We start from the raw sequence: 13807 nt of genomic DNA, 5'->3' as shown, positions 1-13807 counted from the left end.
TGAGTGGCGATATTGTTTGTGTAATTTATTAAATTTGGAGCTCTGTCTCATGCAGAACCAACGTATCCGTATCCGCCTAAAAGCTTTCGATTACAAACTAATCGATGCTTCTACAGCGGAAATCGTTGAAACAGCTAAGCGCACTGGCGCACAGGTTCGTGGTCCAATCCCACTGCCAACTCGTAAAGAGCGTTTCACAGTTCTTATCTCTCCACACGTTAACAAGAAAGCACGTGACCAGTACGAAATCCGTACTCACAAGCGTCTAATCGACATCGTTGAGCCAACAGACAAGACTGTTGATGCTCTAATGCGTCTAGACCTTGCTGCGGGCGTTGACGTTCAAATTAGCCTAGGTTAAGGGAGATTAGAAGTATGATTGGTCTAATCGGTCGTAAAGTGGGCATGACCCGCGTATTTACTGAAGAAGGCGTTTCTATCCCAGTAACAGTTGTTGAGGTTGAAGCTAACCGTGTTTCTCAAGTGAAAACTCTTGAAACTGACGGCTACGCAGCAATCCAGGTTACAGCTGGTTCTAAGAAAGCTAACCGTGTAAACAAAGCTGAAGCAGGTCACTTTGCTAAAGCTGGCGTTGAAGCTGGTCGCGGTCTTTGGGAATTCCGTTTAGAAAACGGCGAAGAGTTCGAAGTTGGTTCAGAACTAACTGTTGAACTATTCAACGAAACTAAGAAAGTAGACGTTACTGGTACATCTAAGGGTAAAGGTTTCCAAGGCGCTGTTAAGCGTTGGAACTTCCGTACTCAAGATATGACTCACGGTAACTCATTGTCTCACCGTGCTCCTGGTTCTATCGGTCAATGTCAGACTCCAGGTCGCGTATTTAAAGGCAAGAAAATGGCAGGTCACATGGGTGCTGAGCGTGTAACGACTCAAAACCTAGAGATCGTACGTGTTGACGCTGAGCGCAACCTGCTTCTTATTAAAGGTGCAGTCCCAGGCGCAACTGGCGGCAACGTGATCGTTAAACCAGCTGTTAAAGCATAACGTCTCAGGAGTAAGTAATGGAACTAATGGTTAAAGGTGCCGATGCACTAACTGTTTCCGAAACTACTTTCGGACGTGAGTTTAACGAAGCTCTTGTACACCAAGTAGTTGTTGCGTACGCAGCAGGTGCTCGTCAAGGTACTCGTGCTCAAAAAACACGTTCAGAAGTTTCTGGCGGTGGCGCTAAGCCATGGCGTCAAAAAGGTACTGGCCGTGCGCGTGCTGGTACAATCCGTAGCCCAATCTGGCGTACAGGTGGTGTTACTTTTGCTGCGAAACCACAAGATCACAGCCAAAAAGTAAACAAAAAAATGTACCGTGGTGCTATGAAGAGCATTCTTTCTGAGCTTGTTCGTCAAGAGCGTCTAATCGTTGTTGATAACTTCTCAGTTGAAGCACCAAAGACTAAAGAGCTAGTTGCTAAGCTTAAAGAGCTTGAGCTAACTGACGCTCTAATCGTGACTAGCGAAGTAGATGAGAATCTATTCCTAGCTGCTCGTAACCTATACAAAGTTGACGCACGTGATGTTGCTGGTATCGATCCAGTATCTCTAATCGCGTTTGACAAAGTTGTAATGACTGCAGAAGCAGTTAAGCAAGTAGAGGAAATGCTAGCATGATCACTGAAGAGCGTATCCTAAAAGTTCTACGTGCACCGCACATCTCTGAAAAAGCAACTATGGCAGCTGAGAAAGCTAACACTATCGTTTTCAAAGTAGCTAAAGATGCGACTAAAAAAGAGATCAAAGCAGCTGTAGAAAAGCTATTTGAAGTTGAAGTTAAGTCTGTAAATACTCTTATCACTAAGGGTAAGACCAAACGTCAAGGTCTACGCCAAGGTCGCCGCAGCGACGTTAAGAAAGCGTACGTTACTTTGAAAGAAGGTCAAGATCTTGACTTCGTTGGCGGCGCGGAATAACAGGAGTAGTTAAAAATGGCTATTGTTAAATGTAAGCCGACTTCCCCTGGTCGTCGTCACGTTGTTAAAGTTGTTAACGCTGACCTACACAAGGGCAAGCCATACGCACCTCTTCTAGAGAAAAACTCTAAGAACGGTGGTCGTAACAACAAGGGTCGTATCACAGTACGTCACATCGGCGGTGGTCACAAGCACCACTACCGTGTAGTTGACTTCAAACGTACTAAAGATGGTATTCCAGCGACAGTTGAGCGTCTTGAATACGATCCAAACCGTAGCGCAAACATTGCTCTAGTTCTTTACAAAGACGGTGAGCGTCGCTACATCCTAGCACCTAAAGGTGTTGTAGCTGGTGATGTTATTCAGTCTGGTGTTGATGCACCAATCAAAGCTGGTAACACTCTACCAATGCGTAATATCCCAGTAGGTTCAACAGTACATAACGTTGAACTTAAGCCTAGTAAAGGTGGTCAGCTAGCTCGTTCGGCTGGTGCTTACGCTCAAATCGTTGCTCGCGACGGTGCGTACGTAACTATCCGTCTACGTTCTGGCGAGATGCGCAAAGTTCTTTCTGAAGGCCGTGCAACAATCGGTGAAGTTGGTAACTCTGAGCACATGCTACGTGAACTTGGTAAAGCAGGTGCATCACGTCATCGCGGTATCCGTCCAACGGTTCGTGGTGTTGTAATGAACCCGATTGACCACCCACATGGTGGTGGTGAAGGCCGTACTTCTGGTGGTCGTCACCCAGTATCTCCTTGGGGTATGCCTACTAAAGGCTTCAAGACTCGTAAGAACAAACGCACTGACAAGTACATCGTACGTCGTCGTAACAAGTAATCTATATAAAGAGGAATCGCCATGCCACGTTCTCTCAAGAAAGGTCCTTTTATTGACCTACACTTGCTGAAGAAGGTAGAGAAAGCGGTGGAAAGCGGAGACAAAAAGCCTATTAAGACTTGGTCCCGTCGTTCAATGATCATCCCTACGATGATCGGTTTGACCATCGCTGTCCATAATGGTCGTCAGCACGTACCAGTATTTGTAACTGATGAAATGATCGGTCACAAACTGGGTGAATTCGCACCAACACGCACTTACCGCGGTCACGCTGCGGATAAGAAAGCTAAGAAGCGCTAAGGAGTAGATAATGGAAGCAATTGCTAAACATAACTTTGCTCGCATTTCGCCTCAGAAAGCTCGCTTAGTTGCGGATCTAATCCGTGGTAAATCTGTTGACCAAGCTCTAGAAATCCTAACGTTCAGCAACAAAAAAGCTGCTGCACTAGTTAAGAAAGTTCTAGAGTCTGCTATCGCTAACGCGGAGCACAACGAAGGTGCAGATATTGACGATCTGAATGTCGCAAAAATCTTTGTAGATGAAGGCCCAACCATGAAGCGTATTATGCCTCGTGCTAAAGGTCGTGCGGATCGTATCTTGAAGCGTTCAAGCCACATCACTGTTGTTGTAGCAGATCGCTAGAGACTAGGAGAGTAAGCAATGGGTCAAAAAGTACATCCAAATGGTATTCGTCTAGGCATCGTTAAGCCTTGGAATGCTACATGGTTTGCTAACACCAAAGATTTCGCTGACAACCTAGACGGCGACTTCAAGGTACGTCAGTTCCTTACAAGTGAACTGAAAAAAGCGTCTCTATCACGTATCGTTATCGAGCGTCCTGCTAAGAGCATCCGTGTGACTATTCACACTGCTCGTCCAGGCGTTGTTATCGGTAAGAAAGGTGAAGACGTTGAGAAGCTACGCGCAGCTGTAGCTAAAATTGCAGGTGTACCAGCGCAAATTAACATCGCTGAAGTACGTAAGCCTGAACTAGATGCGCAACTTGTTGGTGACAGCATCGCGTCTCAGCTAGAGCGTCGTGTTATGTTCCGTCGTGCTATGAAGCGCGCAGTACAAAACGCAATGCGCCTAGGCGCTAAAGGTATCAAAGTGGAAGTAAGCGGTCGTCTAGGCGGCGCTGAAATCGCACGTTCAGAGTGGTACCGTGAAGGCCGTGTGCCTCTACACACTCTACGTGCTGACATTGATTACGCAACTTCTTCGGCTCACACTCAATACGGTGTGATCGGCATTAAAACTTGGATCTTCAAAGGTGAAATCCTAGGTGGTATGCCAGCAGCTAACGCTGTAGAGCCTAAAGGCGACAAGCCTAAGAAGCAGCGTAAAGGCCGTAAGTAAGGAGTCGACAGATGCTACAACCTAAACGTACTAAGTTCCGTAAGGTTCAGACTGGTCGTAACCGTGGTCTAGCTAAAGGTACTGATGTAAGCTTCGGCGAATTCGGTCTTAAAGCTGTTGGCCGTGGTCGTCTAACTGCTCGTCAAATCGAAGCGGCACGTCGTGCAATGACACGTCACGTTAAGCGTCAAGGTAAAATCTGGATCCGTGTGTTCCCAGACAAACCAATCACAGAAAAACCACTTGAAGTTCGTCAAGGTAAGGGTAAAGGTAACGTTGAGTACTGGGTAGCCCAAATCCAACCTGGTAAGGTTATGTACGAAATGGGTGGTGTACCTGAAGAATTGGCACGTGAAGCGTTCCGTCTTGCGGCACGTAAACTGCCTTTCAAAACTACATTTGTAACTAAGCAGGTGATGTGATGAAAGCACAAGATCTACGCGAGAAAAGCGTTGAAGAGCTTAACGCTGAGCTAATGAATTTGCTACGCGAACAGTTCAACTTGCGCATGCAAGCTGCGACTGGTCAACTACAGCAAACTCATACTCTGAAAGCTGTACGCCGTGATATCGCACGTGTGAAAACTGTTTTGACTGAGAAGGCAGGCGCATAATGAGCGAAGTAAAACGTACTCAACAAGGTCGTGTTGTTAGCGACAAGATGGACAAGTCTATCACTGTTGCTATCGAACGTTTCGTAAAACACCCAATCTACGGTAAATACGTAAAACGTACGACTAAAGTACACGCACATGACGAGAACAACGAGTGTGGCCTAGGCGACACAGTTGAAATCGCAGAGTGTCGTCCACTGTCTAAGACTAAGTCTTGGACTTTGGTAAAAGTTCTAGAAAAGGCGAAGATTTAATCTCGTTAATTCTATGAAACTAAAGCGGCTCCAAAATATTTTTGGAGCCGTTTATTTTTTGACTACCCAATCACAAAAAAGGGTGGTACAATTCGCGTCCCTTTTAAAGAGGCAGCCCGACCCGTGATGGGTCTAGTTATTAATATTTAGCGGAGCACTAACATGATCCAAATGCAAAGTATGCTGGACGCAGCTGATAACTCAGGCGCACGCAGCGTAATGTGTATTAAGGTTCTGGGTGGCTCTCACCGCCGTTATGCACATATCGGTGACGTCATCAAAGTTACTGTGAAGGAAGCAATCCCTCGCGGTAAAGTTAAAAAAGGTGATGTTCTGAAGGCGGTGGTAGTGCGCACCCGTAAAGGCGTACGTCGTCCTGACGGTTCTGTCATTCGCTTCGACCGAAATGCTTGCGTATTGCTAAACGACAATACTGAGCAACCAATCGGTACACGTATCTTTGGTCCTGTGACACGCGAACTTCGTGGCGATAAGTTCATGAAGATCGTTTCACTGGCTCCAGAAGTTCTGTAAGGAGCACGTAGAAATGGCAGCTAAAATCCGTCGTAATGACGAAGTAATCGTTCTTGCTGGTAAAGACAAAGGCAAGAAAGGTAAAGTAACTAAGGTTCTAGCAACTGGTAAAGTTATCGTTGAAGGTATCAACCTAGTTAAGAAACATCAGAAACCTGTTCCAGCTATGGGTATCCAAGGCGGTATCGTAGAGCAAGAAGCAGCTATCGACGTTTCTAACGTGGCTATCTTTAACGCAGCTACTGGTAAAGCTGACCGTATCGGTTTCCGTTTTGAAGACGGCAAAAAAGTTCGTTTCTTCAAGTCTAACGGCGAAACCGTTTCTAACTAATAGAAGTAATTTGGAGTTCTACTATGGCGAAACTGCATGATTACTACAAGTCGTCTGTAGTCGCTGAACTGACCAAACAGTTCGGTTACACAAGCGTCATGCAAGTCCCTAGAATCGAGAAAATCACCCTAAACATGGGTGTTGGTGAAGCAATCAACGATAAGAAACTGCTAGAAAATGCAGCGTCTGATATGGCAACGATCTCTGGTCAAAAGCCACTTATCACAAAAGCGCGCAAATCTGTTGCAGGTTTCAAAATCCGTGAAGGCTACCCTATCGGTTGTAAAGTAACCTTGCGTGGCGAACGTATGTGGGATTTTCTTGAGCGTTTAATTAACATCGCTCTTCCACGTGTACGTGACTTCCGTGGTGTTAGCGCTAAGTCTTTTGACGGTCGCGGTAACTACAGCATGGGCGTTCGCGAGCAAATCATCTTCCCGGAAATCGACTTTGATAAAGTTGATCGAGTACGCGGTCTAGACATCACTATTACGACGTCTGCTGGTACTGATGAGGAAGGCCGTGCTCTGCTGGCTGCCTTTAACTTCCCATTCCGTAAGTAAGGTGAAGGGTTACTGTTATGGCTAAAAATTCAATGAAAGCACGTGAAGCAAAACGTGCGAAGCTAGTAGCTAAGTTCGCTGAAAAGCGTGCAGCGCTAAAAGCTATCATCAGCGATGTAAACGCATCTGAAGAAGATCGTTGGAACGCGGTTCTTACACTGCAATCTCTTCCACGTGATTCAAGTGCATCACGTCAGCGCAACCGTTGCAACCAAACTGGTCGTCCACACGGTTACCTACGTAAGTTCGGTCTAAGCCGTATTAAGGTTCGTGAAGCTTGCATGAAAGGCGAGATTCCGGGTCTTCGTAAGGCTAGCTGGTAATTGCCACTTAATCATTTGGAGTAAATCATATGAGCATGCAAGATCCGATTTCGGATATGCTGACCCGCGTTCGTAACGGTCAGGCAGCAAACAAAGTTGCTGTAAAAATGCCTTCTTCAAAGCTTAAAGTTGCAATTGCTGCACTACTAAAAGCTGAAGGTTACATCGTTGACTTCGCTGTTGAAGGCGAAGCAAAACCTGAGCTAGAAGTTACACTTAAGTACTTCCAAGCTAAACCAGTAATCGAGCAACTTAAACGTGTTTCTCGTCCAGGTCTACGTGTTTACAAGAAGAAAGATGAACTTCCTTCTGTAATGGGTGGTCTTGGTATTGCTATCGTTTCTACTTCCAAGGGTCTTATGTCAGACCGCGCTGCACGTAAAGCAGGTCTTGGTGGTGAAATCATCGCTTACGTAGCTTAATAAGGAGTAGACTATGTCTCGTGTTGCAAAAGCACCTGTCGCTATTCCAGCTGGCGTAGAGGTGAAACTAAACGGCCAAGAAATCACTGTAAAAGGTGCGAAAGGCGAACTAACTCGCGTTCTTAACAACGCAGTTGTAATCGCTCAGGAAGAAAATAACCTGACTTTCGGTCCTAAAGAAGGTGTTGCTAACGCATGGGCTCAAGCAGGTACTGCTCGCGCTCTAGTTAACAACATGGTTGTTGGTGTTACTGAAGGCTTTACTAAGAAGCTAACTCTTAAAGGTGTAGGTTACCGTGCTGCTATCAAAGGCAACGCTGTAGGTCTAACACTAGGCTTCTCACACCCAGTTGAGCACGAGTTGCCAGCGGGTATTAAAGCTGAATGTCCAAGCCAAACTGAAATCGTGATCACTGGTGCTGACAAGCAGCTAGTTGGTCAAGTTGCGGCTGACATTCGTTCTTACCGTGAGCCTGAGCCATACAAAGGCAAAGGTGTTCGTTACGCAGATGAAAATGTGCGTACTAAAGAAGCTAAGAAGAAGTAAGGTAACACTATGGATAAGAAAGCATCTCGCATCCGTCGTGCTACACGTGCACGTCGTAAGATTGCAGAACTGGGTGCGACTCGCCTAGTTGTACACCGTACTCCTCGTCACGTGTACGCACAGGTTATCGCGGCTAACGGCTCTGAGGTTATCGCAGCAGCTTCTACTGTAGAAAAAGCGATCCGTGAGCAAGTGAAATACACTGGTAACGTTGATGCAGCTAAAGCAGTGGGTAAAGCTATTGCTGAGCGCGCTCTAGAGAAGGGCGTAACTGCAGTTGCATTTGATCGTTCTGGTTTCCAATACCACGGTCGAGTAGCGGCGCTAGCAGAATCTGCTCGCGAAGCTGGTCTGAAATTCTAAGGTAGGGTTGGAAGATGGCTAAAGAACAACAAGTTCAAGCGAATGATTTGCAAGAAAAGCTAATCGCAGTTAACCGTGTTTCTAAAACGGTTAAAGGTGGTCGAATCATGAGCTTCACTGCACTAACAGTAGTTGGTGACGGTAACGGTCGTGTAGGTTTCGGTTACGGCAAAGCTCGTGAAGTACCTGCAGCGATTCAAAAAGCAATGGAAAAAGCGCGTCGTAACATGACTACGATCGCTCTAAACGAAGGCACTCTTCACCACCCAGTGAAAGGTCGCCATTCGGGCTCTAAAGTTTACATGCAGCCTGCTGCAGAAGGTACTGGTGTTATCGCAGGTGGTGCGATGCGTGCAGTACTAGAAGTTGCTGGTGTACACAACGTACTATCTAAAGCGTACGGTTCTACGAACCCTATCAACATCGTTCGTGCAACGATCGATGCACTAGGTAGCATGAAGTCACCAGAAATGGTTGCTGCTAAACGTGGTCTAACTGTTGAATCTATTTCGGAGTAAGAACACCATGGCAACTATTAAAGTAACTCAAACTAAAAGCTCAATTGGTCGTCTGCCAAAGCACAAAGCTACTTTGCGCGGTCTAGGTCTTCGTAAAATGAACCACACAGTAGAACTTGAAGATACTCCGTGTATTCGCGGTATGATCAACAAGGTTTACTACATGGTTAAAGTTGAGGAGTAATCAGAATGCGTTTGAATACTCTAGCACCGGCTGCTGGCGCGAAAACTTCTGCGAAGCGAGTAGGTCGTGGTATCGGTTCAGGCCTAGGTAAAACTGGTGGCCGTGGTCACAAAGGTCAAAAATCACGTTCTGGCGGCAGTGTTCGTCCAGGTTTCGAAGGCGGTCAGATGCCTCTGAAACAACGTCTACCAAAATTCGGTTTCACTTCTCGTAAGAGCCTAGTGTCTGCTGAAGTTCGTCTAGCTGAGCTAGCGAAAGTTTCTGGTGACGTAGTTGATCTAAACAGTCTTAAAGCTGCTAACATCATCACTAAGAACATCGAATTTGTAAAAGTTGTTCTTTCTGGTGAAATCAACAAAGCAGTGACTGTTAAAGGTCTACGTGTGACTAAAGGCGCTAAAGCTGCAATCGAAGCTGCAGGCGGTAAAATCGAGGAATAATCTCGAGGAACGAGGTACAGATGGCTAAGAAACCAGGACAAGATTTTCGTAGTGCTCAGAGCGGCTTAAGTGAACTAAAGTCGCGCTTGTTATTCGTAATTGGTGCACTTTTAGTATTCCGAGCCGGCTCTTTTGTGCCGATTCCTGGTATTGACGCTGCTGTACTTGCCGATTTGTTCGAACAGCAAAAAGGTACCATCGTTGAAATGTTTAACATGTTCTCCGGTGGTGCTCTTGAGCGTGCATCTATATTAGCATTGGGCATCATGCCGTATATTTCGGCATCTATTGTTGTCCAATTGCTAACTGTAGTTCATCCAGCGTTAGCTGAACTCAAAAAAGAGGGTGAAGCAGGCCGTCGTAAGATAAGCCAATACACACGCTACGGCACGCTTGTACTTGCAACCTTCCAAGCTATAGGTATTGCAACTGGCCTACCAAACATGGTCGACAATCTGGTTGTTATCAACCAAACCATGTTTACGCTAATTGCTACCGTAAGTTTAGTAACCGGTACCATGTTCTTGATGTGGTTAGGTGAACAAATTACAGAGCGCGGAATTGGTAATGGTATTTCGATACTAATTTTTGCAGGTATTGTTGCTGGATTGCCTTCTGCAATCGGTCAAACAATCGAGCAAGCGCGTCAAGGTGAATTGCATGTACTTCTTCTGTTGCTAATCGCGGTATTAGCTTTTGCAGTAATTTACTTCGTTGTTTTCATGGAACGTGGTCAACGCCGAATCGTCGTTAACTATGCGAAACGTCAACAAGGTCGTAAAGTATTTGCTGCGCAAAGCTCGCACTTGCCTCTTAAAATTAACATGGCAGGTGTAATTCCAGCGATTTTTGCATCAAGTATTATCTTGTTCCCAGGAACATTGGCTCAGTGGTTTGGTCAAAACGGTGAGAGCAGCGCGTTCGGTTGGTTAACTGACGTGTCTTTGGCTCTTAGCCCAGGTCAACCGTTGTATGTAATGCTTTATGCAGCAGCAATTATCTTCTTCTGTTTCTTCTACACGGCGTTGGTTTTCAACCCACGTGAAACAGCAGATAACTTGAAGAAGTCTGGTGCATTCGTACCCGGTATCCGCCCAGGTGAGCAGACAGCGAAATACATTGATAAAGTAATGACACGTCTAACCCTTGCTGGTGCACTGTACATTACCTTTATCTGTCTGATTCCCGAGTTCATGATGGTCGCGTGGAACGTACGTTTCTACTTCGGCGGTACATCGCTACTAATCGTAGTTGTTGTAATTATGGACTTTATGGCACAGGTACAGACTCATCTGATGTCTCAACAGTATGATTCTGTGTTGAAGAAAGCGAATCTGAAAGGCTACGGCCGTTAATCCGGCGGTAGACTCAGTTTCATTTACGGAGTTTAGCAATGAAAGTTCGTGCTTCCGTTAAAAAAATCTGCCGTAACTGTAAAGTAATCAAGCGTAACGGTGTCGTTCGCGTGATTTGCAGTGAGCCAAAGCACAAACAGCGCCAAGGCTAATTAGCAGAAATTTTTACTTGAAAATGAAGGTTGGGTCGAGTATATTCCTCGGCCTACCTTTTGCGTGCAAAAGAAGTAGTATTCCGCAGCGTATCCATAACGGGCTTTGCTGCGGCTAATTCTTTTATAGAAACACTTAGGAGTGAATAATGGCCCGTATAGCAGGCATTAACATTCCTGATCAGAAACATGCAGTAATCGCTCTAACAGCGATCTACGGCATCGGTAAAACTCGCTCTCAAGCTATCCTAGCTGAAGTGGGCATTGCTGAAAATGTTAAGATCAGTGAACTAACTGAAGAGCAGATCGATCAACTGCGTGATGGTGTAGCTAAGTACACTGTAGAAGGTGATCTACGTCGTGAAGTATCTATGAACATCAAGCGTCTTATGGACCTTGGCTGTTACCGTGGTCTTCGTCATCGTCGCAGTCTACCACTACGTGGACAGCGTACTAAAACCAACGCTCGCACCCGTAAGGGTCCGCGTAAGCCGATCAAGAAATAATCGGGAAGGTAGAGTACAATGGCTAAACAACCAACTCGCGCTCGTAAGCGCGTACGCAAGCAAGTTGCAGATGGCGTTGCGCACATCCATGCTTCTTTCAATAACACAATCGTAACCATTACTGACCGTCAAGGTAACGCTCTTGCATGGGCTACTGCAGGTGGTTCTGGTTTCCGTGGTTCTCGTAAGTCTACTCCGTTCGCTGCACAGGTTGCTGCTGAGCGTTGTGCTGAAATGGCTAAAGAATACGGCCTAAAGAACTTGGAAGTTATGGTTAAGGGTCCTGGTCCAGGTCGCGAATCTACTGTTCGTGCACTAAACGCCGCTGGTTTCCGCATCACAAACATCGTTGATGCTACACCAATCCCTCATAACGGTTGTCGTCCACCTAAGAAACGTCGCGTATAACGTTTCTAGGACAATTGGAGAAGAATCATGGCAAGATATTTGGGTCCTAAGCTGAAGCTTAGCCGTCGTGAAGGCACTGACTTATTCCTTAAGTCTGGTGTTCGCGCGATCGATACCAAGTGTAAAATTGATAACGCACCAGGTGTACACGGCGCTCGTCGCGGTCGTCTATCTGAGTATGGCGTTCAGCTTCGTGAGAAGCAAAAAGTACGTCGTATGTACGGCGTTTTAGAAAAACAATTCCGTAACTACTACAAAGAAGCTGCTCGCCTAAAAGGCAACACTGGTGAAAACCTACTTCAGCTTCTTGAAGGTCGTCTTGATAACGTAGTTTACCGCATGGGCTTTGGCGCAACTCGCGCAGAAGCACGTCAGCTAGTTAGCCACAAAGCTATCCTAGTAAACGGTAAAGTTGTAAACGTTCCTTCTTTCAAAGTAGCGGCTAATGACGTTGTTTCTATTCGCGAGAAAGCTAAACAGCAAGCTCGTATCAAAGCAGCTCTAGAAGTTGCTGAACAACGTGAAAAACCAACTTGGATTGAAGTAGATGGTGGCAAGATGGAAGGTACATTCAAGCGTATGCCTGAGCGTTCTGATCTATCAGCTGACATCAACGAACAATTGATCGTCGAGCTTTACTCTAAGTAAGGTTTAAACTAAAGAGAGGACACAATGCAGGGTTCTGTAACAGAATTTCTTAAGCCACGTCTAGTTGACATCGAACAAATCAGCTCGACTCACGCAAAAGTAACTCTTGAGCCATTAGAGCGTGGCTTTGGTCATACTCTGGGTAATGCACTTCGCCGCATCCTTCTATCTTCTATGCCAGGTTGTGCTGTAACAGAAGTAGAAATCGAAGGCGTACTTCATGAGTACAGCACGAAAGAAGGCGTTCAAGAAGATATTCTTGAAATTCTTCTAAACCTTAAAGGTTTGGCTGTGCGCGTTGCCGAAGGCAAAGATGAAGTGTTCATTACTTTGAACAAATCAGGCTCGGGCCCTGTGGTTGCAGGTGACATCACCCATGATGGTGATGTAGAGATCGCTAACCCTGAACACGTAATTTGTCACCTAACGGATGACAACGCTGAGATCGCAATGCGTATCAAAGTTGAACGTGGTCGTGGTTATGTTCCAGCTTCTGCGCGTATCCATAACGAAGAAGACGAGCGTCCTATCGGTCGCCTACTAGTAGATGCTACTTACAGCCCAGTAGACAAAATTGCCTACGCTGTAGAAGCAGCTCGTGTAGAACAGCGTACTGATCTAGACAAGCTTGTTATCGATATGGAAACAAACGGTACTCTAGAACCTGAGGAAGCAATCCGTCGTGCAGCTACTATCCTAGCTGAACAATTGGATGCATTCGTAGATCTTCGTGATGTACGAGTTCCTGAGGAGAAGGAAGAGAAGCCAGAATTCGATCCGATCCTACTGCGTCCTGTAGACGATCTTGAACTAACAGTTCGCTCTGCTAACTGTCTGAAAGCAGAAGCGATTCACTACATCGGTGATCTAGTACAACGTACTGAGGTTGAGCTACTTAAAACGCCTAACCTTGGTAAAAAATCTCTTACTGAGATTAAAGACGTACTTGCGTCACGTGGTCTGTCTCTGGGCATGCGCCTAGAAAACTGGCCACCTGCATCAATCGCTGAAGATTAATCGATACTAGTTAGAAGGATTAGGTCATGCGCCATCGTAAGAGTGGTCGTCAACTCAACCGCAACAGCTCACATCGCAAAGCGATGTTCAGCAACATGGCTAGCTCTCTAGTACGTCATGAAGTTATCAAGACTACTTTGCCAAAAGCAAAAGAGCTACGTCGCGTAGTTGAGCCTTTGATTACACTAGCTAAGACTGACAGTGTTGCTAACCGTCGTCTAGCATTTGCACGTACTCGTGACAACGAAGTAGTTGCAAAACTATTTAACGAACTAGGTCCACGTTTTGCTGCTCGTCAGGGCGGTTACACTCGTATCCTAAAAGCTGGCTTCCGTGCTGGTGATAAAGCTCCAATGGCTTACATTGAGCTTGTAGATCGCCCAGCTGCTGAAGAAGCTGCTGAGTAATCAGTTCGTAAGAACGAGAAAGCCGAGCATTAGCTCGGCTTTTTTGTATCTGTAATTCAGTAAACCTTTATATCCAGCCTGCATTTATTTCAACCCAT

Annotated in this window: 28 protein-coding genes; all 28 read left to right on the top strand. The window is 45.9% G+C overall.

Annotation, left to right across the window (positions count from 1 at the left end; all coding sequences use genetic code 11):
* The first annotated feature begins 49 nt into the window (after positions 1–49).
* The 28 genes from rpsJ (at position 50) to rplQ (ending at position 13709) form a co-directional block, all read left to right on the top strand.
* Positions 50–361 (top strand): 30S ribosomal protein S10, encoded by a 312-nt coding sequence (gene rpsJ / locus NL643_RS06665; RefSeq protein ID WP_004410492.1) that lies wholly within the window; start codon positions 50–52, stop codon positions 359–361.
* Positions 362–375: 14 nt separating this feature from the next.
* Positions 376–1005, top strand: a complete 630-nt coding sequence (gene rplC, locus NL643_RS06660; protein ID WP_005379555.1) for a 50S ribosomal protein L3 — start codon at positions 376–378, stop codon at positions 1003–1005.
* Between the two features lie 17 nt (positions 1006–1022).
* Positions 1023–1625, top strand: coding sequence for a 50S ribosomal protein L4 (gene rplD / locus NL643_RS06655; protein WP_005379556.1), 603 nt, complete (start codon positions 1023–1025; stop codon positions 1623–1625).
* Complete coding sequence (gene rplW, locus NL643_RS06650) at positions 1622–1924, top strand: 50S ribosomal protein L23 (protein ID WP_004398471.1); 303 nt, start codon at positions 1622–1624, stop codon at positions 1922–1924. The genes rplD and rplW overlap by 4 nt, the downstream gene beginning before the upstream one ends.
* A 15-nt stretch (positions 1925–1939) precedes the next feature.
* Positions 1940–2764, top strand: coding sequence for a 50S ribosomal protein L2 (gene rplB / locus NL643_RS06645; RefSeq protein WP_253644119.1), 825 nt, complete (start codon positions 1940–1942; stop codon positions 2762–2764).
* Between the two features lie 21 nt (positions 2765–2785).
* Positions 2786–3064: a 30S ribosomal protein S19 gene (gene rpsS / locus NL643_RS06640; protein WP_004394525.1), complete on the top strand. Its 279-nt coding sequence runs from the start codon at positions 2786–2788 to the stop codon at positions 3062–3064.
* 10 nt (positions 3065–3074) lie between these two features.
* Positions 3075–3407, top strand: a complete 333-nt coding sequence (gene rplV, locus NL643_RS06635; protein ID WP_005383164.1) for a 50S ribosomal protein L22 — start codon at positions 3075–3077, stop codon at positions 3405–3407.
* A gap of 18 nt (positions 3408–3425) precedes the next feature.
* Entirely contained in the window at positions 3426–4124 is a 699-nt protein-coding gene (gene rpsC, locus NL643_RS06630; protein ID WP_005383161.1) for a 30S ribosomal protein S3, read from the top strand.
* 11 nt (positions 4125–4135) lie between these two features.
* Positions 4136–4546, top strand: a complete 411-nt coding sequence (rplP, locus tag NL643_RS06625; protein ID WP_005379577.1) for a 50S ribosomal protein L16 — start codon at positions 4136–4138, stop codon at positions 4544–4546.
* Positions 4546–4737, top strand: coding sequence for a 50S ribosomal protein L29 (rpmC, locus tag NL643_RS06620; RefSeq protein ID WP_005379576.1), 192 nt, complete (start codon positions 4546–4548; stop codon positions 4735–4737). Before rplP ends, rpmC begins: the two co-directional genes overlap by 1 nt.
* On the top strand, positions 4737–4991 hold the full coding sequence (rpsQ, locus tag NL643_RS06615; protein ID WP_005379575.1) for a 30S ribosomal protein S17: 255 nt from the start codon (positions 4737–4739) through the stop codon (positions 4989–4991). The genes rpmC and rpsQ overlap by 1 nt, the downstream gene beginning before the upstream one ends.
* A gap of 162 nt (positions 4992–5153) precedes the next feature.
* Positions 5154–5525: a 50S ribosomal protein L14 gene (rplN, locus tag NL643_RS06610; protein WP_004410450.1), complete on the top strand. Its 372-nt coding sequence runs from the start codon at positions 5154–5156 to the stop codon at positions 5523–5525.
* Between the two features lie 13 nt (positions 5526–5538).
* Positions 5539–5856 carry a 50S ribosomal protein L24 gene (gene rplX, locus NL643_RS06605; protein ID WP_005379574.1) on the top strand — a complete coding sequence of 106 codons (318 nt, stop codon included), beginning with the start codon at positions 5539–5541 and terminating at the stop codon, positions 5854–5856.
* Positions 5857–5879: 23 nt separating this feature from the next.
* Positions 5880–6419: a 50S ribosomal protein L5 gene (rplE, locus tag NL643_RS06600; protein ID WP_005379573.1), complete on the top strand. Its 540-nt coding sequence runs from the start codon at positions 5880–5882 to the stop codon at positions 6417–6419.
* A 17-nt stretch (positions 6420–6436) separates the two neighbouring features.
* Positions 6437–6742 (top strand): 30S ribosomal protein S14, encoded by a 306-nt coding sequence (rpsN, locus tag NL643_RS06595; protein WP_004410442.1) that lies wholly within the window; start codon positions 6437–6439, stop codon positions 6740–6742.
* A gap of 29 nt (positions 6743–6771) precedes the next feature.
* On the top strand, positions 6772–7164 hold the full coding sequence (gene rpsH / locus NL643_RS06590) for a 30S ribosomal protein S8 (protein WP_005379572.1): 393 nt from the start codon (positions 6772–6774) through the stop codon (positions 7162–7164).
* Between the two features lie 13 nt (positions 7165–7177).
* Positions 7178–7711 carry a 50S ribosomal protein L6 gene (gene rplF, locus NL643_RS06585; RefSeq protein ID WP_005379570.1) on the top strand — a complete coding sequence of 178 codons (534 nt, stop codon included), beginning with the start codon at positions 7178–7180 and terminating at the stop codon, positions 7709–7711.
* Positions 7712–7720: 9 nt separating this feature from the next.
* Positions 7721–8074, top strand: a complete 354-nt coding sequence (rplR, locus tag NL643_RS06580) for a 50S ribosomal protein L18 (protein WP_005379568.1) — start codon at positions 7721–7723, stop codon at positions 8072–8074.
* Between the two features lie 14 nt (positions 8075–8088).
* Positions 8089–8592, top strand: coding sequence for a 30S ribosomal protein S5 (gene rpsE, locus NL643_RS06575; RefSeq protein WP_004745894.1), 504 nt, complete (start codon positions 8089–8091; stop codon positions 8590–8592).
* A gap of 7 nt (positions 8593–8599) precedes the next feature.
* A complete protein-coding gene (rpmD, locus tag NL643_RS06570) occupies positions 8600–8776 on the top strand; it encodes a 50S ribosomal protein L30 (protein ID WP_253644118.1) in 177 nt (58 codons plus the stop codon).
* A gap of 5 nt (positions 8777–8781) precedes the next feature.
* The gene (rplO, locus tag NL643_RS06565; RefSeq protein ID WP_005383155.1) at positions 8782–9216 is read left to right on the top strand and encodes a 50S ribosomal protein L15; all 435 of its coding nucleotides are present in this window, start codon (positions 8782–8784) and stop codon (positions 9214–9216) included.
* Positions 9217–9236: 20 nt separating this feature from the next.
* Complete coding sequence (gene secY, locus NL643_RS06560) at positions 9237–10571, top strand: preprotein translocase subunit SecY (protein WP_005379562.1); 1335 nt, start codon at positions 9237–9239, stop codon at positions 10569–10571.
* Positions 10572–10609: 38 nt separating this feature from the next.
* A complete protein-coding gene (rpmJ, locus tag NL643_RS06555; protein ID WP_000868186.1) occupies positions 10610–10723 on the top strand; it encodes a 50S ribosomal protein L36 in 114 nt (37 codons plus the stop codon).
* A gap of 149 nt (positions 10724–10872) precedes the next feature.
* On the top strand, positions 10873–11229 hold the full coding sequence (rpsM, locus tag NL643_RS06550; RefSeq protein ID WP_005383154.1) for a 30S ribosomal protein S13: 357 nt from the start codon (positions 10873–10875) through the stop codon (positions 11227–11229).
* An 18-nt stretch (positions 11230–11247) separates the two neighbouring features.
* Positions 11248–11637: a 30S ribosomal protein S11 gene (gene rpsK, locus NL643_RS06545; protein WP_001118870.1), complete on the top strand. Its 390-nt coding sequence runs from the start codon at positions 11248–11250 to the stop codon at positions 11635–11637.
* Positions 11638–11664: 27 nt separating this feature from the next.
* On the top strand, positions 11665–12285 hold the full coding sequence (rpsD, locus tag NL643_RS06540; protein WP_005383146.1) for a 30S ribosomal protein S4: 621 nt from the start codon (positions 11665–11667) through the stop codon (positions 12283–12285).
* Between the two features lie 24 nt (positions 12286–12309).
* On the top strand, positions 12310–13302 hold the full coding sequence (gene rpoA / locus NL643_RS06535; protein ID WP_005383143.1) for a DNA-directed RNA polymerase subunit alpha: 993 nt from the start codon (positions 12310–12312) through the stop codon (positions 13300–13302).
* Positions 13303–13328: 26 nt separating this feature from the next.
* Positions 13329–13709 carry a 50S ribosomal protein L17 gene (gene rplQ, locus NL643_RS06530; RefSeq protein WP_005383141.1) on the top strand — a complete coding sequence of 127 codons (381 nt, stop codon included), beginning with the start codon at positions 13329–13331 and terminating at the stop codon, positions 13707–13709.
* Positions 13710–13807 lie beyond the last annotated feature (98 nt).

This window comes from Vibrio sp. Y42_MX_L11 (assembly GCF_024181785.1).
Lineage (GTDB): Bacteria > Pseudomonadota > Gammaproteobacteria > Enterobacterales > Vibrionaceae > Vibrio > Vibrio diabolicus.
This window is presented reverse-complemented; position numbering and strand designations above follow the sequence as displayed.

Coding starts and splice junctions, on each gene's coding strand:
- rpsK (WP_001118870.1), top strand. CDS start 11,248: ATGGCTAAACAACCAACTCGCGCTCGTAAGCGCGTACGCAAGCAAGTT.
- rpsJ (WP_004410492.1), top strand. CDS start 50: ATGCAGAACCAACGTATCCGTATCCGCCTAAAAGCTTTCGATTACAAA.
- rpsH (WP_005379572.1), top strand. CDS start 6,772: ATGAGCATGCAAGATCCGATTTCGGATATGCTGACCCGCGTTCGTAAC.
- rpsN (WP_004410442.1), top strand. CDS start 6,437: ATGGCTAAAAATTCAATGAAAGCACGTGAAGCAAAACGTGCGAAGCTA.
- rpsE (WP_004745894.1), top strand. CDS start 8,089: ATGGCTAAAGAACAACAAGTTCAAGCGAATGATTTGCAAGAAAAGCTA.
- rplP (WP_005379577.1), top strand. CDS start 4,136: ATGCTACAACCTAAACGTACTAAGTTCCGTAAGGTTCAGACTGGTCGT.
- rpsM (WP_005383154.1), top strand. CDS start 10,873: ATGGCCCGTATAGCAGGCATTAACATTCCTGATCAGAAACATGCAGTA.
- rpmJ (WP_000868186.1), top strand. CDS start 10,610: ATGAAAGTTCGTGCTTCCGTTAAAAAAATCTGCCGTAACTGTAAAGTA.
- rplB (WP_253644119.1), top strand. CDS start 1,940: ATGGCTATTGTTAAATGTAAGCCGACTTCCCCTGGTCGTCGTCACGTT.
- rplV (WP_005383164.1), top strand. CDS start 3,075: ATGGAAGCAATTGCTAAACATAACTTTGCTCGCATTTCGCCTCAGAAA.
- rpsQ (WP_005379575.1), top strand. CDS start 4,737: ATGAGCGAAGTAAAACGTACTCAACAAGGTCGTGTTGTTAGCGACAAG.
- rplN (WP_004410450.1), top strand. CDS start 5,154: ATGATCCAAATGCAAAGTATGCTGGACGCAGCTGATAACTCAGGCGCA.
- rplF (WP_005379570.1), top strand. CDS start 7,178: ATGTCTCGTGTTGCAAAAGCACCTGTCGCTATTCCAGCTGGCGTAGAG.
- rpoA (WP_005383143.1), top strand. CDS start 12,310: ATGCAGGGTTCTGTAACAGAATTTCTTAAGCCACGTCTAGTTGACATC.
- rplR (WP_005379568.1), top strand. CDS start 7,721: ATGGATAAGAAAGCATCTCGCATCCGTCGTGCTACACGTGCACGTCGT.
- rplD (WP_005379556.1), top strand. CDS start 1,023: ATGGAACTAATGGTTAAAGGTGCCGATGCACTAACTGTTTCCGAAACT.
- rpsD (WP_005383146.1), top strand. CDS start 11,665: ATGGCAAGATATTTGGGTCCTAAGCTGAAGCTTAGCCGTCGTGAAGGC.
- rplX (WP_005379574.1), top strand. CDS start 5,539: ATGGCAGCTAAAATCCGTCGTAATGACGAAGTAATCGTTCTTGCTGGT.
- secY (WP_005379562.1), top strand. CDS start 9,237: ATGGCTAAGAAACCAGGACAAGATTTTCGTAGTGCTCAGAGCGGCTTA.
- rpsC (WP_005383161.1), top strand. CDS start 3,426: ATGGGTCAAAAAGTACATCCAAATGGTATTCGTCTAGGCATCGTTAAG.
- rpmD (WP_253644118.1), top strand. CDS start 8,600: ATGGCAACTATTAAAGTAACTCAAACTAAAAGCTCAATTGGTCGTCTG.
- rplE (WP_005379573.1), top strand. CDS start 5,880: ATGGCGAAACTGCATGATTACTACAAGTCGTCTGTAGTCGCTGAACTG.
- rplW (WP_004398471.1), top strand. CDS start 1,622: ATGATCACTGAAGAGCGTATCCTAAAAGTTCTACGTGCACCGCACATC.
- rplO (WP_005383155.1), top strand. CDS start 8,782: ATGCGTTTGAATACTCTAGCACCGGCTGCTGGCGCGAAAACTTCTGCG.
- rpmC (WP_005379576.1), top strand. CDS start 4,546: ATGAAAGCACAAGATCTACGCGAGAAAAGCGTTGAAGAGCTTAACGCT.
- rpsS (WP_004394525.1), top strand. CDS start 2,786: ATGCCACGTTCTCTCAAGAAAGGTCCTTTTATTGACCTACACTTGCTG.
- rplQ (WP_005383141.1), top strand. CDS start 13,329: ATGCGCCATCGTAAGAGTGGTCGTCAACTCAACCGCAACAGCTCACAT.
- rplC (WP_005379555.1), top strand. CDS start 376: ATGATTGGTCTAATCGGTCGTAAAGTGGGCATGACCCGCGTATTTACT.